Below are 24,774 nucleotides of genomic sequence, written 5' to 3'. Positions count from 1 at the left end.
GATGCCCCGACCCGGCCGGACCCGCTTGGCTGGGCCCCAGGTCCGTTCTCCTCGCCCTGCCCCACTCCGCCGCCCAGTCGAAGGCCACCGGCATGCCCAGACCCACCCCCGTCCCGCCGACCGTCGTCCTGGTCCACGGGGCGTTCACCGACGCCTCGTCCTGGTCCGGGGTCGTCGGCCCGCTGCGCGCCGCCGGTCTGACGGTGCACGCCCCCGCGAACCCGCTGCGCGGCCTGGCGCACGACGCCGCGTGCCTCCGGAGCCTGGTGCGCGCGCTCGCCACCCCCGTGGTCCTGGTCGGCCACGGCTACGGCGGCGCGGTGATCACCCAGCCGACCGACGACGCCGACCAGGTGGTGGCCCTGTGCTACGTCGCCGGGTTCGGCCTCGACGCCGGCGAGTGCGTGCTGGACATCACCAACCGCTTCGCCCCCTCCCCGCTGGCCGACGCCGCCGCCACCACCGTCCTCCCCGCCGGCCCCGACAGCGAGGTGTCCATCCGCGCGGAGCGGTTCCGGCAGCTGTACGCCGACGACCTGTCACCCACGGCCGGGCAGGCGCTGGCCGCGGCCCAACGCCCGGTCGCCTGCGGCGCGCTGACCGACCGCTCGGCCTTACCCGCCTGGGCGGACAAGCCGTCCTGGTACGCCATCGCGACCGCCGACCGGATGCTCAACCCCGCCGCCCAGCGCTTCATGGCCCAGCGCATGGCGGCCACCGAGTACGTGCTGGACGCCTCGCACGCCGCCCCGCTGGCGCGGCCCGAAGCCGTGGTGGCGATGATCCGGGAGGCCACCGCGCACACCACGGGTACTCCGGGGGGTGTTTAATATGCGTTCGAACGGAAGCGTCCGACGGACCCCGACCCCCGAACACCCGACGAAGGCACCAGCATGACCTCACCGGCCGGATCGTCGGCCCGGCGGATCGCCGCCCTCCTGCCCGGGCTCCTGCTCCTGGCGCCGGCCGCCACCGGGTGCGGTCACGGCACCGGGCCCGGGCCGGCCGGGGGCGAGGTCACCTCCATCACCGCGCTCGACTACTACACCGACCAGGCCGAGCACGCCCAGTGGGGCGACCTGCTCACCGCGTGCGGCCGCACGGTCGGGGTGCGGGTCGAGCAGACGAGCGTCCCGGGGGCGTCCCTGGTCCCCAAGGTCCTGCAACAGGCGTCCTCGCGGACCCTCCCCGACCTGCTGATGCTCGACAACCCCGACCTGCAGCAGATCGCCCGGACCGGCGCGCTGACCCCGCTGGAGGACTACGGCGTCGACGCCGACGGCTTCGCCCCGGGCATCCTGTCCGCGGGCAGCTACCAGGGCAAGGTGTACGGCCTGGCCCCCAACGTCAGCACCGTCGCCCTGGTCTACAACAAGGACATGCTCGCCGAGGCCGGCGTCGCCGTCCCGCGGACCTGGGACGAACTGAAGGCGGCCGCGGCCGCGTTGACCCGGCCCGGGCGCTACGGCATGGCCGTCGACGCCAACGCCACCTTCGAGGGCACCTGGCAGTTCCTGCCCTTCCTGTGGTCCAACGGCGGTGACGAACGGCAGTTGGACACCCCCCAGGCGGCGCAGGCGCTCCAGCTCTGGGTCGACCTGGTGAAGAGCGGATCCATGGCGAAGTCGGTGCTGAACTGGACCCAGGCCGACGTCCACGACCAGTTCGTCGCCGGACGGACGGCCATGATGATCAACGGGCCGTGGCGCATCCCGGCCCTGGAGCAGGACGCGAACCTGCACTGGGGCGTGGCCCCCGTCCCCGTCCCCCGGCTCGGGCAGACCCCGGTCACCCCGCTCGGCGGCGAGGTGTGGACCGTCCCGCAGAACCCCTCCAAGGCCCGGCAGCAGAAGGCCGCCCAGGTCCTCGCCTGCCTGAACTCCCCCGCCAGCATGCGCACCGTGGCCCGGGACCACCACACCGTGCCCTCCCGCACCGCGGTGGCCGCCCAGCAGGCCGAGGAGGACCCGTCGACGGCCGCCTTCGCCCGGAGCGTCACGGTGGCGCGCGCCCGTACCGGCGAGCTCGGCGTCGAGTGGCCCCGGGCCGCGACCGGGATCTACACCGCGATCCAGTCCGCGCTGACGGGTGAACAGACACCGGAGGAAGCCCTCAGCCATGCGCAGCAGATCGCCACGGGCCACTGACCCCGCGCCGCTCCGGCGCGGGGAGGGCTGGACCCGGTGGCTGTTCCTCGCGCCCGCCGCGGCGTACCTGCTGCTGTTCTTCGGCTGCCCGATCGTCGACAACGCCGTGATGGGCTTCCAGCAGTACACCGTCACGACCTTCTACACCGGTGACGCCCCGTTCGTGGGCCTGCGGAACTACGCGGCGCTCGTCTCCTCCGCCGACTTCCCCCGGACCGTGCTGACCACGGCCCTGTTCACGGCCGGCTCCGTCCTGGGGCAGTTCGTCCTCGGCCTGGCCCTCGCCCTGTTCTTCCGGCGGCGGTTCCCGCTCGGCGGCGTGCTGCGCGCGCTCCTGCTGGTGCCGTGGCTGCTGCCGCTGGTCGCCACCGGGACCATCTGGAAGTGGATGCTCGACCCCGACACCGGGGTGGTCAACGCGGTGCTGCGCGGCCTCCACCTCACGTCGTCCGGGGTTCCCTGGCTCACCGGCACCTCCCCGGCGCTGCTGTCGGTGGTCCTGGTCAACGTCTGGGTCGGCGTCCCCTTCAACACCGCGATCCTGTACGGCGCCCTGCGGGACATCCCCCCGTACCTGTACGAGGCGGCGGCACTGGACGGCGCCGGCCCGGCGGCCGCGTTCCGCCACATCACCTGGCCGCTGCTGCGGCCGGCGGTGCGGGTGGTGCTCGTGCTGGGCGTCGTCTACACCGTCAAGGTGCTGGACGTCATCCTGGTGGTCACGGGCGGGGGGCCGGCCGGCGCCACCGAGACCCTGGCCACCCGGGCCTACGAACTGTCCTTCCGGCAGTTCGACTTCGGGCGCGGCGCCGCGGCGGGCAACCTGCTCATCGTCCTCTCGCTGCTGTTCGCCGTCCTCCACCTGCGCGCCGACCGACGTACCCGAACCGAGGTGATCCCGTGAATCGCCCACCCGGCCGCGGCGGCCGGCTGTCCACCCTCGTCGGGATCGTCCTGCTCGCGGTGATGCTGTTCCCCGTCTACTGGATGGTGAACGCCTCCCTCCAGCCGGCCGGCAACACCCTGCGCGGGGAGTGGTTCCCGTTCCACCCCGACCTCGGCGGGTACGCCGCCGCGCTGCGCGACCAGGGGCCCAACCTCCTCACCAGCCTCGTGGTGGCCCTCGGCAGCGCGCTGCTCAGCCTGACGCTCGCCGCACCGGCGGCCCACGCGCTGGCCCGGTTCCGGCTGCGCGGCACCAGGGTCCTGCTCCTCGGTGTCCTGGCCACCCAGGCCGTGCCCGGCATCGTGGTGGCCAACGCGCTCTTCGGCGCCTACAACGACCTGGGGCTGCTGAACTCCCGCCTCGGGCTGGTCCTCGCCGACTCCACCGCCGGCGTCCCCTTCTCGATCGTCGTCCTGCACGCGTTCATGCGGGGCATCCCCGAGGAGATCATCGAGGCCGCGCGGGTCGACGGCGCGGGCCGGCTGCGCGTCTTCCGTTCCGTGGTGCTGCCGTTGAGCCGGAACGCGCTGATCACGGCCGGCGTCTTCGCCTTCCTCTTCGCCTGGAGCGACTTCCTCTTCGCCCTCACCCTGACCACCACGGACACCGTCCGGCCGGTCACCCTGGGCGTCTACCAGTACCTGGGCGCCCACACCGACCACTGGAACGCCGTGATGGCCACCGGCGTCCTGGCGTCCCTGCCCGCCGCCGTCCTGCTCGTCCTCGCCCAGCGCCACGTCACCGGCACCGCCACCGGCGCGGCCGTCAAGTGAGGGCCGCCCCCGATCTAGTAGGTTCACGCGATGCCCCGCACCGGGCCCGCTGCCATGGTGGTCCGGACGGCACGGCGGTGGACGGGACCACCGGCGGCCGGCCGACCCGAGAGGAACCCGGTGCCCGCATCTCTCTCCACCGCGCGACTGTCCGCCTCCGACCGGGCGGAGACCTGGCACGAGGCGCTGGCCCACGCGTTCGTGCCGATGAGAGTGGAACTCCTGGAGGAGGTGCCGACGCCCGGGGCGATCGTCGGCCACCAGCTCGGCCCGGTGCGGATATCGAGGGTCCAGGCGGGGCCCCAGGTGGTGACGCGCAGCCGGCGCATGATCGCCGACGGCGGCCCGCCGTCGCTGATCCTCAGCCTCCAGGAGCGCGGCACCGCGCTCAAGGAGCAGGACGGCCGGGAGTCGGTCATCCGGCCGGGCGAGTTCTCCCTCACCGACACCTCCCGGGTCTTCCGGAAGGGGATCGAGGAGCGGTTCGCCTTCACGTCCTTCCACTTCCCGCGCGCCGAGCTGGACGTCCCGGAACGGGACCTGAGGGCGCTCACCGCGACGCCGTTCAGCGCGACCGAGGGCAGTGCCGCACTGGTGGCGACCTACTTCGCGCGGATGGCGCGCGAGGCGCAGGCGCTGGACGACGCCGTCGGCCGCCGGGCCGCGGCCACCGCGCTCGACCTGCTGGCGCTGCTGGTCGACGACCGGTCGGGGCGCTCCCGGCCGCAGGCCTCGCGGAGCGCGGCCTCGCTGGAGCGGGTCAAGGAGCACATCCTGCGCAACCTCCGCGATCCGGACCTGTCGCCGTCCACGATCGCCGAGGCGAACTTCATGTCGGTCCGCTTCCTCCACAAGCTCTTCCACCTGGAGGGCACCACGGTCGGCGGGTGGATCCGGACCCAGCGGCTGGAGCGGTGCAGCCGGGACCTCCTCCGCCCGGTGGCCGCGGAACTCGGGGTGGCGGGGATCGCCCGCCGCTGGGGCTTCGCCAACTCCAGCCACTTCAGCCGCGCCTTCCGCGCCGCCTACGGCATGACGCCGAGGGACTGGCAGGTCGGCGGAAGTCCGGCGCACTGCCCCTCCGTCAGGTCGCCACGGTCGGTGCGGGAGGGGTCCAGCGACGGGTCGGGGGAACGGTGCCGCTGACCAGGCCCGCGTCGATCGTAGCCGCGCCACCATGTCCTTCGTACCCGGATCACACCTTCGGGTGAGCGGCGGAACAGGCTTGCGACCCGCCCCGTGCCGATCACCCGACAGGGGGGCGGGAGGTCCGCCGGTCGGGGTGTCGGTGGGGGTCGGTACTGTTCCTCACCTGATCAGGCGGGTGTGGAGAGGGGCGGGGCGTGCGGCGCTGGGAGTTCGTCGAGGGTGGCTCGGACAAGTTCTGGGAGGCCGCGGTCGACGGTGCCGTGGTGACCGTGCGGTACGGGCGGACGGGCACCGGCGGGCGGGAGCAGAGCAAGGAGTTCCCGACCGTGGAGGCGGCGCGGGCGCACTTCGCCAGGACGGTCGCCGAGAAGGAGCGCAAGGGCTACCGGGAGACCGGGGCCGGCGCGGCCGCCGCCCCGCGGCCGGTCGCGGCGGCGCCGACGGCCGGGAGCGCGACCGTGGCCGAGCCGCTGCCGACCGCGCAGAGCACGACCGCGACCGCGACCGAGCCGCCGGACGTCCCGGTCGACGAGGACGCCTTCGTCCTTCCGGAGGCCTGGCGGCGGGTGCTGATCCCCCGCCGGGGCGGCGTGCCCCGGCCGCCGACCGCGCCGGTGAAGGACGCGGTGAACGAGTACCACGCCGCGTTGGGGCGGCTGGACGCCTGGCTGGAGCAGGCGCTCGGCTCGAACCGGAGCACCGCCGACCTGGTGGCGGCCGCCCGCGCGCACCGGTCCGGCAGCCGGAGCCCGCTCGGTGCGGCGGTGCTGGCCGCGGCGTTCGCGGTCCCCGCCGAGAACAAGGTCCGGACGGCGGTGGACGCCTGGGTGGCGGAGTTCGGCCTGCCGTTCGCGGCCAGGGCCACCGTCGAGCTGCTCACGGTGGCGGTCGAGACCGACTGGAACGGCGGACGCCCCGCCAACCCGCGCGTCCGGCGCTCGTCCGCCCGGGCGATCGCGACGCACCGCCCCGCCGCGGACCGCGTGCGCTCGCTGCTGGCGGCCTGCGACGAGGAGACCCACCGCGCGGTGGTCGAGGCGCTGGCCGGGTGCCGGAGCGACCTGTCCCACCTGGTGGTGGCGGCGTACCTGGTGCCGTCCGAGTCCGGCTGGGCCGAGCAGTGCGTGACCTCGGCCGCGCGGCTGGGCTCGGCCGAGTGGTCGCTGCTGCTGTGCTCGCTCTCCTCGGCCGCGCCGCTGGAGAAGCTCCCCCAACTGCCGGACCTGGGCTGGAACGGCTGGTCCGCCGCGACCGTCGCGACCATGGCGGAGGGCCTCCGGGGCGGCGCCGCACCGCTGCTGCTGCGGGCCCTGGCCCACAACTACCTCTACAGCGACCAGCAGAAGCAGCTGCTGGAGGCGATAGCCGAGCTGCCCTCCGACGAGGGCTTCCGGGGGCTGCTGGCCCACCAGGGGAACGGCAAGGCGGCCCGGGGAGCCCTGATGGCGGCCATGCGCCGCTTCCCCCGGCGTGCGCTGCGCCTCCTCGCGGAGGCCGCGGCGGCGCCCGCCGATCCGGCCGCGCGGCGGCTCGCCCGCCAGTTCCTCGCCCCGCACGCCGCCGCCCACCGCGCGGCCGCGCTGGAGCTGCTGGCGGAGCTGACGCCGGAGCAGGCGGCCGTGGTCGAGCCGCTCACCGATCCGGGCGACCGGGTGCCGGACGTCCCGGCCGAGTCGCTGCCCGAGCTGTTCACCAGCCCGCCGTGGACCCGGCCGCGCTCCACCGCCAGGCCCCGCGTGCTGACCGGCCTCACCGTGCCGCCGCGGCCGGAGCGGACGGAGCTGCGCTGGCTGCCGGGTGAGCGGGAGGCCTGGGCGGCCTCCGAGTCCTGGTACGCGCGCTGGTCGGACGGCGACTGGGAGCGCACCGCCCGCAGGCTGCAGGCCCCGACCGGGCGCCTCCGCTCCAACGCGCACGAGGAACTGGCGCTGTTCGCCTACGGCGACGAGGAGTTGGGCCGGCCGCTGATCTCGCGGTGGTGCGGCGACGACTACCTCTGGGACGCCACCGGCGCGCTGCGCCGGGTCGCCGCCCGCTTCGGACCGGACGCGCTGGAGCCGATGCGGGCCGCCGCGCTGCAGAACCCGGCCGCGTACGGCGCCCTGCTCCTGCCGTACCTGGACGCCGGGGTGGCCGCGACCATGGCGGACTGGCTGCTGCGCCTCAAGTCGGCCGGGGACACCGCCCGTTCGTGGTTCGCCCGGCACGGGTTGGACGCGGCCCGGCTGCTGGTGCCCGCCGCTGTGGGCAAGGCCGGGACGGCCCGGCGCGCCGCCGAGCAGGCCCTGCGGCTGATCGGCGCGGAGCAGGGCGCCGCGGCGGTGGGCGCGGTGGCCGGCGAGTACGGGCCGCAGGCGCAGGAGGCGGTGGGCGCGCTGCTGTCGGCCGATCCGCTGGTCAACGTGCTGCCGGCGAAGCTGCCCCGCCCCGGCGACTGGGCGGAGCCAATGATGCTGCCGCAGCTGCTGGTGCGCGGCGGCGGGGGCGCGCTGCCCGCCGAGGCGGTGCGGCACGTGCTCACCATGCTCGCGCTGTCGAAGGCGGGTTCGTTCTACCCGGGCCTGGACCAGGTGGCCGAGGTGTGCGAGCCGCGGTCGTTGACGGAGTTCGGCTGGGCGGTGTTCGAGCAGTGGCGGCTGGCCGGCATGCCGTCCCAGGACGGGTGGGCGCTGCACGCGCTCGGCCGGCTGGGCGACGACGAGACGGTCCGCCGGCTGACGCCGGTGCTCCGGGCCTGGCCGGGCGAGGGGGCGCACCACCGCGCGGTGGACGGCCTGGAGGTGCTGGCCGGGATCGGCAGCGACGTCGCCCTGCTGCACCTGCACGGCATCGCGCAGCGGGTGAAGTTCAAGGCGCTCAAGGCGCGGGCGCAGGAGAAGATCGCCGAGGTGGCGGCCGGGCTGGGCCTGTCCGGGGAGCAGCTGTCCGACCGCCTGGTGCCGGACTTCGGGCTGGACGCCGAGGGGACCACCGTCGTCGACTACGGGACCCGGACGTTCACGGTGGGCTTCGACGAGCAGCTCAAGCCGTACGTGCTGGACGGCGACGGCGCCCGCCGCAAGGACCTGCCGGCGCCGGGGGCGCGGGACGACGCCGAGCTGGCGCCGGCCGAGCGCAAGCGCTTCGCCGCGCTGAAGAAGGACGTCCGCACGGTGGCGGGGGACCAGATCCGCCGCCTGGAGGACGCGATGGTCTCCGGGCGGTCGTGGACGGCCGAGGAGTTCGCGCAGCTCTTCGTCGGGCATCCGCTGCTGTGGCACCTGGTGCGCCGCCTGGTGTGGCTGGCCGAGGCGGACGGCACGGCGACGGCGTTCCGGGTCGCCGAGGACCGCACCCTGGCGGACGTCCGGGACGAGGTGTTCGCGCTGCCCGCCGGGGCCACCGTCCGGCTGGCCCACCCGCTGCTGCTCGGCGGGGACCTCGCCGCCTGGTCGGAGCTGTTCGCCGACTACGAGATCCTGCAGCCGTTCCGTCAGCTCGGCCGCCCGGTGTTCGCGCTGACCGAGGAGGAGCTGGCGGGCCACCGGCTGGCCCGCTTCGAGAACGGCCCGGTGCTGCCCACCGGCCGGCTGGTCGGCCTGGAGCGGCGCGGCTGGCAGCGCGGCGAGCCGCAGGACGCGGGCGTGGAGCGCTGGCTGTCCCGCCGGGTCGGGCCCGACCGCTACGTGGTGCTCGCCCCGGAGCACGGCATCGCGGTCGGCGTGCACGACGTCTATCCCGAGCAGCGCGTGGAGACGGTGTGGATCGACAGCCACCCGGGCGACTACTGGGTCCACGGCCGGACGTTCCCGACCTTCGCCGAGCTCGACCCGGTGATCGCCTCCGAGGTGATCGCCGACCTCACCGAGCTGACCACGCTGTGACCCCTCGCCACCTCACCGCCGACCACCCGGGGAAGGACGCCATGACCACCACCGCCGAGGAGCAGCTCCAGCGGCCGCCCGCCGAGGTCCGGTACGCCGAGGAGCTGGCGGCGCTGCGCGCCGAGGACCGCGACCACCGGCCGCCGGGCTGGGAGTTGAGCCTGCGCGCGGCCCGCCGGTTCATCGTCGGCGACGAGGCGGCCGGCGTCGCCCGCAAGTTCGTCGGCGATCCGGCGCTGGTCGAGCGCGCCCTGGTGACGCTGGCCACCAACCGCGGCCTGCTGCTGGTCGGTGAGCCCGGCACCGCCAAGTCGCTGCTGTCGGAGCTGATCGCGGCGGCGGTCAGCGGCACCTCCCGGCTGACCGTGCAGGGCGGCGCGGCGACCACCGAGGACCAGATCAAGTACTCGTGGAACTACGCCCTGCTGGTCTCCGAGGGCCCCTCCCCCCGCTCGCTGGTGCCCGCGCCGATGCTGCGCGGCATGGCCGAGGGCCGGCTGGTCCGGTTCGAGGAGATCACCCGCTGCCCGCTGGAGGTGCAGGACTCGCTGCTGTCCCTGCTCTCCGAGCGGGTGGTCGCCATCCCCGAGCTGGAGGGGCCGGAGGGCATGGTCTTCGCCAAGCAGGGCTTCAACGTGATCGCCACCGCCAACACCCGCGACCGCGGGGTGAACGAGATGAGCGCGGCGCTCAAGCGCCGGTTCAACTTCGAGACGGTCTTCCCGATCCCCGACCTGGGCACCGAACTCGCCCTGGTCGAGGCCGAGTCCGGGCACCTGCTGCGCCGCTCGGGGGTGACCGCGGCGCCCGACCGGGACCTGCTGGAGGTGCTGGTCACCACCTTCCGCGAGCTGCGGGCCGGCGAGGGCGGCGACCGCCCGTCCGCGGTGCTGAGCACCGCCGAGGCGGTCTCGGTCGCCCACGCGGTCGGGCTGCGCGGCTGGTACCTGCGCGGCGAGGCCGGCAACGCGGCCGACCTGGTCGCCAGCCTGGCCGGCACCGCCGCCAAGGACAGCCCGGAGGACCTGGCCCGGCTGCGCCGCTACCTGGAGCAGCGGGTCGCGCGGCGGCGCGGCCCGCACTGGCGGGCCGTGCACGACGCCCGCCACCTGCTGGCCGGCTGATGCCCGCGGTCTTCCTCGGGGTCCGCCACCACTCCCCCGCCTGCGCCCGCCTGGTGGCGGAGACCGTCCGCCGGTTGCGGCCCGGGTACGTGCTGGTCGAGGGCCCGGCCGACCTCAACGGGCGGCTGGACGAGCTGGCCCTCGGCCACGAGCTGCCGATCGCCGTGTTCAGCCACTACCGCGACGCCGAGCGCACCGCGACGACCTGGGCGCCGCTGTGCGACTACTCGCCGGAGTGGGTGGCGCTGCGGGAGGGGCGGTCGGTCGGCGCCGAGGTGCTCTTCGTCGACCTGCCGTCCTGGCACCCCGCGTTCGAGCTGCGCGCCAACCGGTACGCCGACGCGGAGGCCCGGTACGCCGAGGCGACCGCCCGGCTGTGCGAGCGGTTCGGCACCGGCTCGGTGGACGCGCTGTGGGACGGCCTGTTCGAGGTCGCCCCGGCGGACGGGCTCGCCGAGCGCCTGGACGCCTACTTCGACCTGGTCCGCGGCGAGTCCGAGGCGGACGAGGGCGACCGGGCCCGCGAGGCGTACATGGCGGACTGGGTCCGCGCCGTCCTCGCGGAGGCCGAGGCGGAGGCGGAGGCCGGGGCCGGGGCCGGGGCCGGGGCCGGGGCCGCGACCGTGCTGGTGGTCACCGGCGGCTTCCACACCCCCGCCCTGCGGGCCCTCGCCGCACGCCCGGCCCCGACCCCCGGCCGGCCCGCGCTGCCCGTGCCGCCGCCCGGCGCCGTCTCCGGCAGCTACCTGGTGCCGTACTCGTTCCGGCAGCTCGACGCCTTCGCCGGCTACCAGTCGGGCATGCCCTCGCCCGCCTACTACCAGCGGCTCTGGGAGGACGGCCCCGAGGCCGCCGCCGACCACCTGCGGCAGTCCGTGGTCACCCGGCTGCGCGCCCGCCGCCACCCGGTCTCCACCGCCGACCTGGTCGCCGCCGCCGCGCTCACCGGCGGCCTCGCCGCGCTGCGCGGCCACCCCGTGCCGGCCCGTACCGACGTGCTCGACGGCCTGGCCGGCGCGCTGGTCAAGGACGACCTGACCCAGCCGCTGCCCTGGTCCGAGCGCGCCCCGCTGGCGCCCGGCAGCCACCCGGTGGTGGTCGAGATGGTCGCCGCGTGCGGCGGCGCCCGCACCGGGCGGCTGCACCCCGACACCCCGGCCCCGCCGCTGGTGCACGACGCCGCCGCCCGGCTCGCCGCCATCGGCGCCGCCAGCAGCCGCCCGCTGACCTGCGACCTCACCACCGAGGAGGGTCTGACGGCGAGCCGGACCCTGCACCGGCTGCGCCTGCTCGGCGTGCCCGGCCGCCACCGCACCGCCGGGCCCGCGCACGGCGCCGACCCGGTGACCACCGAACGCTGGGAAGCCGGACCGGAGGCCGGCCGGGACGCGGCCCTGATCGAGGCGGGCGCGTACGGCGCCACCCTCGACGAGGCCGCCGCCACCGTCCTCGCCGAGCGCGCCCGCACCACCGGGCCGACCGACACCGAACTGGCCGCCCTGCTCTTCGACACCGTCCTGTGCGGCGCCACCGACCTCACCGACCGGCTGCTCGGCACGCTCGCCGCGACCCTCGCCCGCCACCCCGACCCGGGCGCCCTCGGCGCCGTCCTCGCCACCGCGCTCGGCCTCTGGCGGCACGACCGGGTGTACGGCGCCGCCCGCAGCCCGCTGCTGGCCGCCGTCCTGGACGGCGCGGTCGCCCGCGTCCTGTGGCTGGTCGAGGGCGCGCACGGCCGCTCCGGCGCCGACCCGGCCCGCCTGGCGGCCCTCGCCGCCGTCCGCGACACCCTGCGCCACGCGCCCGACCTGCTCACCGTCACCGCCGCGGACACCGCCGCGCTCGCCCTGCGGATCGCCCGCGATCCGCACGCCCCCGCCGACCTGCGCGGCGCCGCCCACGGCCTGCGCCTCACCCTCGCCGCCGGCGGGGACCCCGACCCCGGCCCCGAACCCGGCCTCGCCTCCGCCGCCCGGCGCGCCGCGGGCGACCCGGGCACGCTCGGCGACTGGCTGGGCGGCCTGTTCGCCCTGGCCCGCGAGGAGGTCACCGCCGACACCGGCGACGGCTCGCTGCTCGCCGCCGTCGACGCCGTCCTCGCCGAGCTCACCGGCGCCGAGTTCCTGATCGCCCTGCCGGCCCTGCGCCAGGCCTTCGCCTGGTTCCCGCCGCGCGAGCGGGAGCGGATCGCGCGCCGGCTGATCGAGCGCCGAGGGCTGCGCGGCTCGGCCCGCGGACTGCTCCGCACCACCGCCGACCCCGTGCACCTGGCCGCCGCCCGCGCCCTGGAGGAGAACGTGACCGCCCTGCTCGACCGCCACGGCCTGCGGACCGCCCGGTGACCCCGCCCGACCCGGCCGCCGGGACGGCCCCCGGGAACGCCCCCGACCCGGCCCTGGAGCGCTGGCGCCTGGTGCTCGGCTCCCCCGCCGAGCCGTGGACCGGCAGGCCGGGCGCCGAGGGCGCCGCCCGCGACGCCGCCCTGGAGTGGCTGTACGGCCGCGACGAGGACCTGGACCGCCGGGGCGTCCGCAGCGCCGGACTCGGCCCCTCCCAGGTCACCGCCGTCGACTGGCTGGACGACGTCCACCGCCTCTTCCCCCGCGAGACGATCGAGCGGCTGGAGCGCGACGCCGTCGAGCACTACGGCATCGAGGAGATCGTCACCGACCCGACCGTGCTGGAACGGGTCGAGCCGAGCGCGGCACTGCTGCGCGCCGTCCTGCGCACCAAGCACCTGATGAACGAGCAGGTGCTCGGCCAGGCCCGCCGGATCGTCGCGGCGGTGGTCCGGCAGCTGCTGGAGCGGCTCACCCCGGAGCTGCGCCAGGCGTTCACCGGTGCCCGCTCCGCCCGGCCGAGCCGCCGCCCGCTGGCCCGGGACTTCGACTTCCGCCGCACCGTCCGGGCCAACCTCGGCCGCTACCGGCCCGCCGAGCGGCGGATCCTGATCGAGCGCCCGCACTTCCACTCCCGCACCCGCCGGCACCTGGAGCAGTGGCAGCTGATCCTGGTCGTCGACCAGTCCGGCTCGATGGCCGGCTCGGTGATCCACTCCGCGGTGACCGCGGCCTGCCTGTGGAACCTGCCGGGGCTGAAGACCCATCTGCTCGCCTTCGACACCCAGGTGGTGGACCTCACCTCCGAGGTGACGGACCCGGTGGAGCTGCTGATGCGGGTCCAGCTCGGCGGCGGCACCGACATCGCCCGCGCGGTCGACTACGCGGCCGGCCTGGTGGAGAACCCGCGGCGCACGATCCTCGCGGTGGTCAGCGACTTCTACGAGGGCGGCGACCGGTACCGGCTGCTGCGCACCGTCCGTTCGCTGGCCGGGCAGGGCGCGACCGTGCTGGGCCTGGCGGCGCTGGACGAGGAGGCGGCCCCGGCGTACGACCGGGAGCTCGCCGGGCAGCTCGCCGACGCCGGCGCGCACGTGGGGGCCATGACTCCGGGGATGCTGGCCGAGTTCGTCGCCGAGAGGCTCGGCCGGTGACCGCCGCGACCCGCCCCGACCTGCTGGCCCTGGACGCCGGGACGCTCGCCGCGCTGGCCAACCGCGGCCTGGTCAAGCGCGCCGCCCGGGAGGTCGCCGCCGGGGACGGGCCGGTGCCCGTGCTCGATCCGGACGGCACGCTGCGCGGCACCTGCCCGGACGGCAACGTCGTCGCGCTGCCGCCCGGCACCGGGCTGGACGGCGGCAGCTGCACCTGCGGCGCCCCGGGCGTGTGCCGCCACCGGATCGCGCTGGTCCTCGCCCACCAGGGCGCCGCCGCCGACGCCACCTCCGAGGCCGCCTCCGACGCCGCCGCCGCGTCCGAGGGCCCCGCCCCCACCGACCGCCCGGCCCCCGCACCCGTCTGGTCCCCCGGCGAGCTGGACGACGAGGCGCTGACCGCCGCCGTCGGCGCCCGCGCCGTGGCCGCCGCCCGCCGGACGCTGGAGCGCGGCTACCGGGCACGGCTGCACCACGCGTGCCCGGACGACCCGCAGCCGGTCGCCGAACTCGCCGCCTGCACCGTCCGGTTCCCCGTCCCCGGCGAGCTGGGCTTCGCGGTCACCGACGCCGCGCAGGAGCGGCGCGGCGAGGTGATCGCCCTCGCGGTCTGGGCCTTCCGGGCCGCCGAGGGCCGCCCGGACGTCACCCTCGGCGGCGCGTCCGGGCCCGACGCGGGCATCCCGCCCGCCCTGGACACCGCCCTCGACCTCGCCCGCGAGCTGCTGCTCGACGGCGCCGTGCACGCCGGGCCGGTGCTCACCGCCGGTCTGCACCGGGTGCGCGGCGAGCTCGCCGACCGTTCCCTGCACTGGCCGGCCGGCGTACTCGCCGACCTGATCGGCCAGCTCGACGCGTACGCCGCCCGGGCCGCCGACCACCGCCCCGAGGAACTCGCCCTGCTCCTGGCCGAGTTGCACGCCCGGCAGCGGGCCGCCGCCCACCCGGGCAGCGCGCGGTCGGAGGTGCTCGGCATCCGGGAGGCCGCCGAGACGCCGCTGCGCCGGGTCCGCCTCACCGCGCTCGGCTGCCGGATCCGCGGCACCGCGACGACCCGCTCCGCCGAGCTCTTCCTCGCCCACCCCTCGGCCGGCGCCGTCCTGGTGCTGCGCCGAAGCTGGGACGTCCCCGCGGACGGCCGCCCGCCCACCGGCCACGCGCTGGCCGCCCGCCGCATCGCCGGCCACCGCCTCGACGCCCTCGCCACCGGCAACGTGGTCAGCGAGAGCGCCGTCCGCAGCGCCGCCCGCGAACTCGGCCTCGGGCGGGGCCGGATCGCCGCCACCACCGTCACCCCGGTCGGCAGCTCGTGGACCGACCTGCCCGCCCCGCTGCTGCTCACCGACCTCGACGCCCACCTGCGCACCCTCGACGGCCGGCCGCCGCGGCTGATCCGGCCCCGGATCGCCGCCGAGTCCCTGCACGTGGTGCGGCTCTCCGCCGTCGAGGAGGTCCGGTACGACGCGGGCGAGCAGCGCCTGGAGGCCGCGGTCCGCGACGCCGTCGGCAACCCGGCCACCGTCGCCGCCACCCACGACCCGGCCTGCCCCGGCGCCCTCGACGCGCTCGCCGCGGTGCTCGGGACGGGCACCGTCACGCATGTCAGCGCCACCGTCCGGCGCACCGCGGGCCGCACCGTCCTGGAGCCCGCCGCGCTGCTCGCGGGCGGCACCGTCGTGGTCCCCGACCTCGCCCCCGGCGCCGGCTCCGCCGTCCTCGCCCCCGCCGCGCCGCCGGTGGCCGACCCGATCGCCGCCGACCTCGCCGAGGCGCTCGTCGCCCTCGCCGAGCTCGCCCACCGGGGCCTGCGCCACCCGGACACCGCGACCCTCGCCCGTCTGGACCGCACCGCCGACCGGCTGGACCGGGGCGGCCTGGCCGCCACCGCCGAGCTGCTGCGCGCCCTCGCCCGGGCCGTCCGCGCCGGTGATCCGGAGGCCGCCGCCCGGGCGTGGGCGGACTCGGCCGTGCGGGTCGCCGTCGCCGTCGAGGCGCACCGGGAGACGGTTGGCCGGATGTGAGCGGAGCACCGCCCCGGGGGACGGCTCGTCACCGCCCGCCGGGGGCGTTCCTCATGAACCGCATTCGGAGTCGATGAACCCGCACAAGTCTCCGTTGCGCAGGACCACCAGCGAACCGCACGAGCACCGGCAGTACTCGGCCTCGCCCTCGGCGGTCGTGCGCGAGTACGCCAGGCGCCAGGTGGGGTCGGTGAGCCGGGCGCGGCAGCCGAGGTGCCGCAGCGGGCACGCGTCCGGCAGCGGGCTCGCCTCCGGCGCCGGGGCGGGCTGCGTGGAAGTGTCGGACAGGGCCATCACGTCTCCACCTTCTCTGGGGCCCGCGCCGGCTCAGGCGCGGGGCGCTCGGGTGCGACCGGCTCCGGGAGGTCGCGGAACAGCAGCCAGGCCAGGGCGGGCAGCACGATCAGCGGGGTCAGCGCGGTCTGCAGCGAGGTCACGTCGGCGAGGCGTCCGATCACCGGGCTCGCCAGGCCGCCGATGCTGACGGTCAGGCCCAGGGTGATGCCGCTGGCCGTGCCGACCCGGGTCGGCAGGTAGTCCTGCGCCAGGGTGACCTGCAGCGAGAACGGGACGTAGAGGCCGGCCGAGGCCAGCGCCACGAACAGGTAGACGGCCGGGCCGGGCACGAACACCACGCCCGCCACCGCGCCGACCGTGCAGAGGTAGGACCAGCGCACCACGGTGACCCGGTTCCAGCGCTCGGCCAGGCGGCCGCCGACGACCGTGCCCACCGCACCGCCCAGGTAGAGCACGAAGAGCGCGGCCGTCCCGGCGGCCGTGCTGCCCCCCATCCGCTCCTTCACGTGGAACGAGACGAAGGTGCTCAGCCCGATGAAGACGATGGAGCGGCACACCACGGCCAGGGCGAGCCGGACGAACGACGACCGGTCCTCGACGCCGCCGCGCTGCCCGGCGCCGGAGGCGCCGCCCGCCGCCCGGGTGCGCTCCAGGCCGCGCAGCACCGGCAGGCACAGCACGCTGCCGGCGAGGGCGGGCACCACGAGCAGCGGCGACAGGTGCAGCCCGCCGGTGCCGACCACGACGGCCACCAGCACCGGGGCGAGGGCGAAACCTATGTTGCCGCCGAGCGAGAACCAGCCCATCGCCGCGTGGCTGCCCTCGCTCGCCAGTCGGGCGACCCGGGCCGACTCGGGGTGGTAGGCCGCGACGCCCACCCCCGAGATCGCCACGAACACCAGGGTCAGCGCGTAGGACCCGCTGAGGCCGCTCAGAGCGATGCCCAGGCCGCCGACGACCGTGCTGGAGGGCAGCAGCCAGGGCATCGCGTGCCGGTCGGTGAGGGCTCCGAACAGCGGCTGCGCCACCGAGGACAGCAGGGAGGCCGCCAGCACGATGCCCGAGGCGGCGGCGTAGGTGTAGGAGCGCTCGGAGACGAAGAACGGGACGAGCGACGCCACGGCCCCCTGGTAGACATCGACGCAGGCATGGCCGACGGACAACAGCGTGATCACGTATTTCCTGGACACCCGGCCATCGTCGCGGCTGGCCGGTTGTCACGCTTCCGATATCCTGCCAGCTGATGAAGGAAATCCGCCACGAGCCGGTCGCGCCGACCCGCACCCAGCGCCTGCCGCCCGGCCGGGACATCGGCGCCCACCGCCACGACGACCACCAGATCGTCTACGCCGCCCGCGGAGTGCTGGCCGTCACCACCGACCACGGCACCTGGATCGCCCCGGCGACCCGCGCCATCTGGGTGCCGGCCGGGACGGTGCACGCCCACCACGCCCACGGCGCGCTCGACCTGCGCCTGGTGGGCCTGCCGACGACGGACAACCCGCTCGGCCTGGACGCGCCGACGGTGCTCATCGTCGGCCCGCTGCTGCGCGAGCTGATACTCGCCTACACCCGCTCCCCGGACGACCCGAGCCCCGAACGGCTGCGCCTGCGGGCCGTCCTGCTCGACCAGTTGGCGGCCTCGCAGCACCAGCCCGTCCACCTCCCGGCGCCCTCGGACCCGCGGCTCAAGCAGGTCTGCGACCTGCTGCGCGCCGATCCCACCGACCGGCGCACCCTGGCGGACCTGGGCAAGGAGGTCGGGGCGAGCGACCGGACCCTGTCCCGGCTCTTCAAGGCCGACCTCGGCATGACGTTCCCGCAGTGGCGCACCCAACTGCGCCTGTACCGCGCCCTGGTGCTGCTGGCGGAGGACGTTCCGGTGACCGCCGTGGCGCACCAGTGCGGCTGGGCCTCCCCCAGCGCCTTCATCGACGTGTTCCACCGGGCCTTCGGCCACACCCCCGGCGCACACCGGCCGAGTTGACGGCGGGCCACCCCCGGCGGGCCGCCCGTCCGGCGGTCAGGACGGCGGTCAGGACGGCGGTCAGGAGGGCGACACCTGGTCGGCGCTCAGGCCCGCGTTGCGGGGGGCGCCGAGGTCGCGGGACAGGCTCCGGGCGACCTCGCGGGTCGCGATCGCGCACTCCCGCCGCACGGACTCGTCGAAAAGCCGCTCGACCGCCCCGACCAGCGCGATCGCGCCGGCGACGTTGCCGGTGTCGTCGAACACCGGGGCCGCGATGGAGGCGTCCCCCAGAGTGGACTCCTGCTCGTCCAGCGCGTACCCGATGTCGCGCACGCCCTTCAGCTGGCGTTCGAGCTCGGCCGGGTCGTCGATGCTGGCGCCGGTGAGTCTGGGCAGCTCCCCGGCCAGCAGCAGGGCCCGTTCCTCGGCGGGCAGGAAGGCCGCGACGGCCTTGCCCAGGGCGCACGCGTTCCAGGGCAGGCCGGCCCCGGTCTCCAGCGTCTGGACGGTGACGCCCGGCCGGAGGGCGTGGTGGATCACCAGCATCTGACGGTCGACCATCACGCCGACCCAGACCGCGAACCCGGTGCGGGTGGCTAGAATGTCGGCCCAGGTCACCGCCCGGGTCCGCAGCTTGTGCGAGTCCAGGTAGGCGTTGCTCAGACTGACCAGGCCGGGCCCCAACTGGTACTTGCTCGTCTCCCGGTCCTGGCTGACCATTCCTTCGGCCTGCAGGGTCCGCAGCAGCGCGTGGGCGGTGGGCTTGGCGACGCCCAGGCGGTCGGCCAGTTCGCTGACGCCAAGTCGCTGGGTCCCCGTGGCCAGTTCCTTGAGTACCTGGATCGCTCGCTGCACCGCCTGGATCATGAGGCCCTCTCCTGTACGCCATTGCTGAACGCCTTGTGGAGTCCATGAATTGTGTTCGGGGAACGCTGGTTCGGCATCATACGGCCTTCCCGATACTCGGACAATTCCGGCCGGTCCGCGGTACGGCCCGGCCGTGCCCGGGCGACCGGCCGGTCGAGGCCTGGCCGGAAACCGTCGAAACGCCCCCGAAACGCCGTCGAGGCACCCCTGTTCGGGGTGCCTCGACGGACGCGCTCGCGATCCCAAGCCCTAGTGAACAGCTCCGGTCACCGACCGCCCGGCGGGCAGGGCCGCGCGGAACTGCTCCAGCACGGCGTCGAGCCCGGCCCGGCTCTCCGGCCGGATCCACGGCCGACCGTCCTTCAGCTCCACGTGCTGGTCGAGCACGAAGTGGCCCTGCACCACGTGCCTGGCGCCCAGCGAGTGCAGCACCGGACGCAACGCGTAGTCCAGGACCAGCACATGGGCCAGGCTCCCGCCGGTGGCCAGCGGCAGCACCGCCTTGCCGTCCAGCCCGAACTGCGGAAGCAGGTCGAGGAAGGACTTGAGCAGGCCGGAGAAGCTGGCCTTGTAGGTCGGCGTGGCCAGGACCACCCCGTCCGCCCGGGCCACCTGTCCGGCGGCCAGGGCGATCGCCGGATGGGACACGTCCGCGCTCAGCAGGGGGCCGGCGGGCAGCGAGCGGACTCTCAGGTGCTCGGTGCGGCACCCCTCGTCGGTCAGCCACCGCGCCGCGATGTCGCCGATCCGCTCCGTCCTGGAGGCGGGTGACGGACTGCCGGAGATCACCAGAATGCTGGGCATGTCCTTCTCCTGAGGTGTCATCGGGTGAGCGCTCGTGTCATCGGGGCCGGAGTCGTCATCGGGCCGCAGCCGTCATCGGGCCACAGTCGTCATCGGGCGAGCGCCGGTCTCATCGGCTCCGGCCGCGCCTCGCCGTCCGCCGCGCCGAGCCAACGGCAGAGGTCCGCCACGGCGTCGCCGCAGCCGCCGCAGCCCGTGGTGGCCCGGGTGGCGCGGACGAGCGCGGACCGCTCCCGGGCCCCGGCCCGCCAGGCGGCGACGAGGTCGTTCTTGGTGACGTTGTTGCAGCGGCAGACCACGGCCTGCCCGGGCAGGGCCGCCGGGTCGGCCGTCCCGTCGACGGCCCCGGCCCCGACCAGCAGCGCGATCCGGTCGGCCGGGACGGGAGCGGCGGCGTCGAACAGCTGGCTGACGGCGGCCACGCACCCGGGGAACCCCAACAGGACGGCGCCCACGACCCGGTCGCCCCGCACGGACATCCGGGCGTACCGGCCCCGGGCCGCGTCGGCCACCGTGACGACCTCGCTCCCGGGCACCTCGCGGTCGCCCTCGCCGAGGACGACGAGGTCGACGTCGCGCGCCTTGAGCCGGGTGAGCGCCGGCGTGCCGGCGTAGCCGCGGCCACCCCCGCCGGCCGGGACCTCGCCGGCCAGGTCCCCGCCCGCCGGCGCCTCGGCCAGCACCCCGGCCAGCACCTCGGCCTGCTCCCAGGCGGGTGCGACGAGGCCGCTGACGCGGCCCTCGACCTCCGCGCAGTCGCCCAGCGCCCGGATCCGCGGGTCCTCGGTGCACAGGTACGCGTCCACCACGATCCCCCGGCCGACCCGCAGGCCGGCGCGCCGGGCCAGTTCGACCTCGGGCACCGCGCCCGCCGAGACGACCAGCAGGTCGGCCGGCAGCTCGGTGCCGTCGTCGAGCTCCAGCCGGTCACCCGTCCAGGCCGTGGCGGTGCGCCCGGCGAGGACCCGGATGCCGAACCGTTCCAGGACCGAGGAGAGCACCCGGCCGGCGTCCGGCCCGAGTTGGCCGTCCATCACGTGCGGTCCGCGGTGGACGACGTCGACCTTGCAGTCCCGTTCGGTCAGCGCCCGGGCGATCTCCACGCCCAGCACGCCGCCGCCCAGGACGACGGCCCGCCCGCCCTCGCGCAGCAGCCGCTCCAGCCGCCGGCCGTCGGCGAGGGTGCGGACGGCGACCGCGCGCGGGGCGAGCGCGCCGTCCGCGCCGACCAGGCCGGACACCGGCGGCAGGAAGCTCCGGGCGCCGGTGGCCAGCACCAGGTGGTCGTACGGGTGCAGCGAACCGTCCGCGGCGCGCACGACCCGCCGGTGCCGGTCGATGCCGACCGCCGCCACCCCGGTGCGCACCCGCACGCCCGCCCGGTCGAGGGGGGTGAGGTGGGTGCGCTCCGCCGCGAGCCGGCCGGCCACCACGTCGGTGAGCAGCACCCGGTTGTAGGCGGGTTCGCGCTCCTCGCCCAGGACGGTGATGTCGCTCTCCGGGGCGCGGGCGCCGAGGAGTTGGGCCAGTCGGTAGCCCGCCGGGCCGTTGCCGACGATCACGATCCGGCTCATGACGGACCGCCGCCGGTCTCGGCGGGCGGCTCCTCCAGCGGTTCGAGCCGGACGGCGCACACCTTGAACTCCGGCATCCGCGACACCGGGTCGAGCACCGGATTGGTGATCAGGTTGGCCCGGCCCGCGTCGGGAAAGTGGAACGGCAGGAACACCGTGTCGGTGCGCAGCGACGCCACCGTCCGCACCCGCGCGACGGTGCCTCCCCGGCGGCTGACGACCCGGGCGAGGCCGCCGTCCGCCACCCCGAAGCGCCCGGCGGTGTCCGGGTGGACCTCGACGAAGGCCTCCCCCGCGCCCGCCGTCAGTTCGGGCACCCGGCGGGTCTGGGCGCCGCTCTGGTACTGCGCCAGGACGCGGCCGGTGGTGGCGTACAACGGGTAGTCGGCGTCGGGGAGTTCGGCCGCGTCGCGGTGGGTCACCGGCCGGAACCGGGCGCGGCCGTCGTCGTGCGCGAAGCGGTCCAGGAACAGCCGCGGGGTGGACTCGCCCTCGGCCCGGCTCGGCCAGTGCGCCGGGGTGTCGAGCGCGTCGAAGTCGATGCCGGAGTAGTCCGCGGGGCCGCCGGCCGAGGCGCGCCGGAGCTCCGCGAAGACCGTCCGGGGGTCGTCGGGGAAGCGCTCGGGGGGCTGGCCCAGGCGGACGGCCAGCTCCCGCAGGACCCACAGGTCGCTGCGCACGCCCGGTGGCGGGTCGAGGGCGCGCCGGCGGCGCAGGACGCGTCCCTCAAGGTTCGTCATGGTGCCGTCCTCCTCCGCCCACTGGGTCACCGGGAGGACGACGTCGGCCAGTTCCACCGTCTCGGAGGGCACGAAGTCCGCCACCACCAGCAGGTCCAGGGAGGCCAGCCGGTCGGCGATCCGCCGGGCCGCGGGCGCCGACACGACCGGGTTGGACCCGAACACCAGCAGCGCGCGGGGGCCGCCCGGGCGGCCGAGCGAGTCCAGCAGCTCGTAGCCGCTGGGGCCCGGCCCGGGCAGTGCGTCCGGGTCCACCCCCCACACCCGGGCCACGTGCGCGCGGGCCGCCGGGTCGGTGATCTTCCGGTAGCCGGGCAGTTGGTCGGCCTTCTGTCCGTGTTCCCGGCCGCCCTGCCCGTTGCCCTGTCCGGTCAGGCAGCCGTAGCCCGAGCCCGCCCGGCCCGGCAGGCCGAGCGCGAGCGCCAGGTTGATGTACGCCGAGACGGTGTCCGTGCCCTTGGAGTGCTGTTCCGCGCCCCGGCCGGTGAGCAGGTAGCGGCGCCGGGCCGAGGCCAGCAGCCGGACGGCGGCGCGCTGGTCGGCGACCGGTACGCCGGTGACGCGTTCGACCCGCTCGGGCCACCATTCGGCCGCGTGGCGCCAGGTCTCGTCGAAGCCGTGCGTGCGCCGGTCCAGGTACTCCCGGTCGAGGTGGCCGTCCGCGACGGCGGTGTGCAGCAGGCCCAGCGCGAGCGCCAGGTCGGTGCCCGGGGCGGGGCTCAGGTGCAGCGCGGCGCGTTCCGCGGTGGCCGAGCGGCGGGGGTCCACCACGATCAGGTCGGCGCCCTCCAGGTGCCGCATCAGCGGCGGCATCGTCTCGGCGACGTTCGCTCCGGCGAGCAGGACCACCTCGGCCTGCGCGAGGTCCGTGACCGGGAACGGCAGTCCGCGGTCCACGCCGAAGGCGGCCGAGCCGGCCGCCGCGGCGGAGGACATGCAGAACCTGCCGTTGTAGTCGACCTGCGAGGTGCCCAGCGCGACCCGGGCGAACTTCCCGAGGGTGTAGGCCTTCTCGTTGGTGAGCCCGCCGCCGCCGAAGACGGCGACCGCGTCCGGCCCGGAGGCCGCGGTGATCCTCCGCAGCTCCCGGCCGACGTGGTCCAGCGCGGCCGCCCAGGAGGCGGGCTGCCGGGCCGCCCCCGGCCGGGGCCGGATCAGCGGCGCGGTCAGCCGGTCGGCTGCGGTCAGAACGCCGGGTGCCGTCCACCCCTTGACGCAGAGCCGGCCGGCGTTGACCGGGAACTCCTCGTCGGGGAGGACCGTCACGCCGCCGGACGGGGAGGCCTCCAGCCGGGTGCCGCACTGCAGGGCGCAGTACGGGCAGTGCGTTCTGACCATCACAGCTCCTCGTTCGGGGATCCGGGCCGGCGGGCAGGCCTCACCCGGGCCTGCCCGCCGTCAGGACCTAGGCCGGCCAGCCGAAGGCGCTGACGGTGTCGCGGTCGCGGCCCGGCTCCGGGTCGTTGAACACGAAGCACCGGGTGTTGTTGACGCTCCCGCCGGCGGCCTGGGCCGTCGAGAAGATCAGCACCGGGCGCGGCGCGCCGTCCTTGGTGACGAAGTTGGCGCGGAAGTTGATGATCGGGGAGTCCTCGTCCCACCGCGCCAGGAAGTCGTCGAGCAGGCCCTGGTCCTCGTAGATCCGGCGGATGTGCTGGCCCACGTACTCGCCCGGCGTCTCGGTGTACTCGACCAGGGCGATGTCGGCCGGGTTGGCGTGCATGACGCCGCCGTTGACGCCGATCAGGTGGATCGCGACGGGCGCCACCTGGTAGAACTCGCGCATCACGTCGACCTTGTCCTCGCTGGGTGCGAGGGAGGGGTGGGCGGCCTCGTCGACCGAGCGGATCCAGGCCGCGGCGTCGGAGGCGTTCTGGTCCTCGGCGGAGGTGCTCGACACCGGGAGGCGCTTGCCGAGCTCGGGCCGGCTGACCCAGTGGATCCGGGCGCCGTCGCCCTCGCCGACCCGTACGGCGTTGACGTAGGCGGTGCGCGCGTGGCCCCCGGTGTTGCGCAGGGTCACCTTGACGTGCTCGATCCGGTCCTGCTCGGCGAGGAGGCCCAGCAGGTGGGCGAGGCCGTCCTCGGCACCGTCGACGGCGATCCGGCCGCCGAGGTGGCTCGCCTCCCCGCCCATCAGGACGGAGAGCGCCTTGTTGTGGAGGACGACGGCGCCGGCGCCGTCGGTGACCGCGATGCCGACCGAGCTGTCGCCGATGACGTCGATCAGCTGCGCGTTGGTGGGGAATCCGTTGGTGGTGCCGGTCATTTCTCACTCCCAGTTCGCGTCGAATTCCTACTGGTTTCCGTGATTCGTTCGATCACGGAGGCTACGGGGTCCGGCCGGGCGAGGTAGTAGTCGTGCCCGCCGTCGAAGGTGAAGAGTCCGAGGAACCGGCCGGTGACGAATTCCCGCCAGGCCGGCATTTCCTCGGGACGGACGAATGTGTCGTCCCGTCCGCACAGCAGCGCGAGCGGGACCGCGAGCGGTTCCCGGTGCGGCCGGTACTCGCGCCGGATGCGCAGGTCCGTCGCGAGCCGGTCGCCGTCCGCGTCGCCGTCCGCGTCGGTGCCGCGCCGTTGCCGGCTCAGCGCCGCGAAGGCGGCGCCGATCGCGGCCCGCGGGGTGTGGCCCGGTTCGCGGGCGGCCGAGACCGTCAGGCTGGCGATCCGGCACACCGGGTCGGCCGTGAACCGGGCGGCCGTCTCGTACGCGAACAGCGAGCCCAGGCTGTGCCCGAACAGGTGCAGCCGGCGGCCGGGGAGGGCCCGGGCCAGCTCCCCGCTCCAGCGGTCGGCGGCCTCCCGGACGGAGCCCACCGGGCGCTCGTCCACGAGCCTTCCGCGGCCGGGCAGTTCGCAGTGCACCGCCGGGAGCCCGGGCGGCAGCAGGCCGCCGAGCGGGAAGTACGGCGAGGTGACGCTGCCGGCCGGCGGCAGGAACACCACCGCCTCCTCGGCCCGCTCGATGTCGCCCTGCAGCACGATGGATCGTCCAGAGGTCATG

The 24,774-nt window shown here is 75.8% G+C and carries 18 protein-coding genes and 1 pseudogene; 11 read left to right on the top strand and 8 right to left on the bottom strand.

The window, feature by feature from the left end:
* The first annotated feature begins 92 nt into the window (after window positions 1–92).
* The 10 genes and pseudogenes from AB2U05_RS30450 (at window position 93) to AB2U05_RS30405 (ending at window position 15,516) form a co-directional block, all read left to right on the top strand.
* On the top strand, window positions 93–830 hold the full coding sequence (locus tag AB2U05_RS30450) for an alpha/beta fold hydrolase (RefSeq protein ID WP_369184859.1): 738 nt from the start codon (window positions 93–95) through the stop codon (window positions 828–830).
* 63 nt (window positions 831–893) lie between these two features.
* Window positions 894–2,147: an ABC transporter substrate-binding protein gene (locus AB2U05_RS30445; RefSeq protein ID WP_369184858.1), complete on the top strand. Its 1,254-nt coding sequence runs from the start codon at window positions 894–896 to the stop codon at window positions 2,145–2,147.
* Window positions 2,148–2,163: 16 nt separating this feature from the next.
* Window positions 2,164–3,051, top strand: a pseudogene (locus AB2U05_RS30440) (carbohydrate ABC transporter permease); the annotation flags it as partial.
* Entirely contained in the window at window positions 3,048–3,866 is an 819-nt protein-coding gene (locus AB2U05_RS30435) for a carbohydrate ABC transporter permease (protein WP_369184857.1), read from the top strand. The pseudogene AB2U05_RS30440 and the gene AB2U05_RS30435, both read left to right, overlap by 4 nt.
* Window positions 3,867–3,986: 120 nt before the next feature.
* The gene (locus AB2U05_RS30430) at window positions 3,987–5,012 is read left to right on the top strand and encodes a helix-turn-helix domain-containing protein (protein ID WP_063773427.1); all 1,026 of its coding nucleotides are present in this window, start codon (window positions 3,987–3,989) and stop codon (window positions 5,010–5,012) included.
* Window positions 5,013–5,209: 197 nt separating this feature from the next.
* Window positions 5,210–8,878, top strand: coding sequence for a WGR and DUF4132 domain-containing protein (locus AB2U05_RS30425; RefSeq protein ID WP_369184856.1), 3,669 nt, complete (start codon window positions 5,210–5,212; stop codon window positions 8,876–8,878).
* A 41-nt stretch (window positions 8,879–8,919) separates the two neighbouring features.
* Window positions 8,920–10,002 (top strand): AAA family ATPase, encoded by a 1,083-nt coding sequence (locus AB2U05_RS30420; protein WP_045692072.1) that lies wholly within the window; start codon window positions 8,920–8,922, stop codon window positions 10,000–10,002.
* Entirely contained in the window at window positions 10,002–12,344 is a 2,343-nt protein-coding gene (locus tag AB2U05_RS30415; protein WP_369184855.1) for a DUF5682 family protein, read from the top strand. Before AB2U05_RS30420 ends, AB2U05_RS30415 begins: the two co-directional genes overlap by 1 nt.
* Complete coding sequence (locus tag AB2U05_RS30410; RefSeq protein WP_369184854.1) at window positions 12,341–13,495, top strand: VWA domain-containing protein; 1,155 nt, start codon at window positions 12,341–12,343, stop codon at window positions 13,493–13,495. Before AB2U05_RS30415 ends, AB2U05_RS30410 begins: the two co-directional genes overlap by 4 nt.
* Window positions 13,492–15,516: a hypothetical protein gene (locus tag AB2U05_RS30405; protein ID WP_369184853.1), complete on the top strand. Its 2,025-nt coding sequence runs from the start codon at window positions 13,492–13,494 to the stop codon at window positions 15,514–15,516. Before AB2U05_RS30410 ends, AB2U05_RS30405 begins: the two co-directional genes overlap by 4 nt.
* Window positions 15,517–15,567: 51 nt before the next feature.
* Here the strand turns inward: AB2U05_RS30405 and AB2U05_RS30400 are convergent, their stop codons facing one another.
* On the bottom strand, window positions 15,568–15,810 hold the full coding sequence (locus AB2U05_RS30400; RefSeq protein WP_045700011.1) for a hypothetical protein: 243 nt from the start codon (window positions 15,808–15,810) through the stop codon (window positions 15,568–15,570).
* Complete coding sequence (locus AB2U05_RS30395) at window positions 15,810–17,003, bottom strand: MFS transporter (protein WP_045700010.1); 1,194 nt, start codon at window positions 17,001–17,003, stop codon at window positions 15,810–15,812. The genes AB2U05_RS30400 and AB2U05_RS30395 overlap by 1 nt, the downstream gene beginning before the upstream one ends.
* 53 nt (window positions 17,004–17,056) lie before the next feature.
* Here AB2U05_RS30395 and AB2U05_RS30390 point away from each other — a divergent pair, with 53 nt between their 5' ends.
* Window positions 17,057–17,800 (top strand): helix-turn-helix transcriptional regulator, encoded by a 744-nt coding sequence (locus AB2U05_RS30390; protein ID WP_045700009.1) that lies wholly within the window; start codon window positions 17,057–17,059, stop codon window positions 17,798–17,800.
* Window positions 17,801–17,860: 60 nt separating this feature from the next.
* On the opposite strand, the gene AB2U05_RS30385 is transcribed toward AB2U05_RS30390, so the two are convergent.
* The 6 genes from AB2U05_RS30385 to AB2U05_RS30360 all read right to left on the bottom strand — a co-directional run bounded on the left by AB2U05_RS30385 (window position 17,861) and on the right by AB2U05_RS30360 (window position 24,773).
* Window positions 17,861–18,637 carry an IclR family transcriptional regulator gene (locus AB2U05_RS30385; protein ID WP_369184852.1) on the bottom strand — a complete coding sequence of 259 codons (777 nt, stop codon included), beginning with the start codon at window positions 18,635–18,637 and terminating at the stop codon, window positions 17,861–17,863.
* A gap of 261 nt (window positions 18,638–18,898) precedes the next feature.
* Entirely contained in the window at window positions 18,899–19,453 is a 555-nt protein-coding gene (ssuE, locus tag AB2U05_RS30380; RefSeq protein WP_045700007.1) for an NADPH-dependent FMN reductase, read from the bottom strand.
* A gap of 89 nt (window positions 19,454–19,542) precedes the next feature.
* On the bottom strand, window positions 19,543–21,027 hold the full coding sequence (locus tag AB2U05_RS30375; RefSeq protein ID WP_369184851.1) for an FAD-dependent oxidoreductase: 1,485 nt from the start codon (window positions 21,025–21,027) through the stop codon (window positions 19,543–19,545).
* Window positions 21,024–23,105, bottom strand: coding sequence for a molybdopterin oxidoreductase family protein (locus AB2U05_RS30370; RefSeq protein WP_369184850.1), 2,082 nt, complete (start codon window positions 23,103–23,105; stop codon window positions 21,024–21,026). The genes AB2U05_RS30375 and AB2U05_RS30370 overlap by 4 nt, the downstream gene beginning before the upstream one ends.
* Window positions 23,106–23,172: 67 nt before the next feature.
* Entirely contained in the window at window positions 23,173–24,036 is an 864-nt protein-coding gene (locus AB2U05_RS30365; RefSeq protein WP_045700004.1) for a PAS domain-containing protein, read from the bottom strand.
* Window positions 24,033–24,773, bottom strand: coding sequence for a thioesterase II family protein (locus AB2U05_RS30360; RefSeq protein ID WP_078860417.1), 741 nt, complete (start codon window positions 24,771–24,773; stop codon window positions 24,033–24,035). The genes AB2U05_RS30365 and AB2U05_RS30360 overlap by 4 nt, the downstream gene beginning before the upstream one ends.
* Window position 24,774 lies beyond the last annotated feature (1 nt).

The sequence above is a fragment of the Streptomyces sp. Y1 genome, assembly GCF_041053115.1.
Classification (GTDB): Bacteria; Actinomycetota; Actinomycetes; order Streptomycetales; family Streptomycetaceae; genus Kitasatospora; species Kitasatospora rubellomurina.
This window is presented reverse-complemented; position numbering and strand designations above follow the sequence as displayed.

Bases quoted from the DNA above. Each gene is read 5' to 3' on its own strand.
- AB2U05_RS30450 (WP_369184859.1), top strand. From the start codon at position 93: ATGCCCAGACCCACCCCCGTCCCGCCGACCGTCGTCCTGGTCCACGGG.
- AB2U05_RS30445 (WP_369184858.1), top strand. From the start codon at position 894: ATGACCTCACCGGCCGGATCGTCGGCCCGGCGGATCGCCGCCCTCCTG.
- AB2U05_RS30420 (WP_045692072.1), top strand. From the start codon at position 8,920: ATGACCACCACCGCCGAGGAGCAGCTCCAGCGGCCGCCCGCCGAGGTC.
- AB2U05_RS30415 (WP_369184855.1), top strand. From the start codon at position 10,002: ATGCCCGCGGTCTTCCTCGGGGTCCGCCACCACTCCCCCGCCTGCGCC.
- AB2U05_RS30400 (WP_045700011.1), bottom strand. From the start codon at position 15,810: ATGGCCCTGTCCGACACTTCCACGCAGCCCGCCCCGGCGCCGGAGGCG.
- AB2U05_RS30390 (WP_045700009.1), top strand. From the start codon at position 17,057: ATGAAGGAAATCCGCCACGAGCCGGTCGCGCCGACCCGCACCCAGCGC.
- ssuE (WP_045700007.1), bottom strand. From the start codon at position 19,453: ATGCCCAGCATTCTGGTGATCTCCGGCAGTCCGTCACCCGCCTCCAGG.
- AB2U05_RS30375 (WP_369184851.1), bottom strand. From the start codon at position 21,027: ATGAGCCGGATCGTGATCGTCGGCAACGGCCCGGCGGGCTACCGACTG.
- AB2U05_RS30370 (WP_369184850.1), bottom strand. From the start codon at position 23,105: ATGGTCAGAACGCACTGCCCGTACTGCGCCCTGCAGTGCGGCACCCGG.
- AB2U05_RS30365 (WP_045700004.1), bottom strand. From the start codon at position 24,036: ATGACCGGCACCACCAACGGATTCCCCACCAACGCGCAGCTGATCGAC.
- AB2U05_RS30360 (WP_078860417.1), bottom strand. From the start codon at position 24,773: ATGACCTCTGGACGATCCATCGTGCTGCAGGGCGACATCGAGCGGGCC.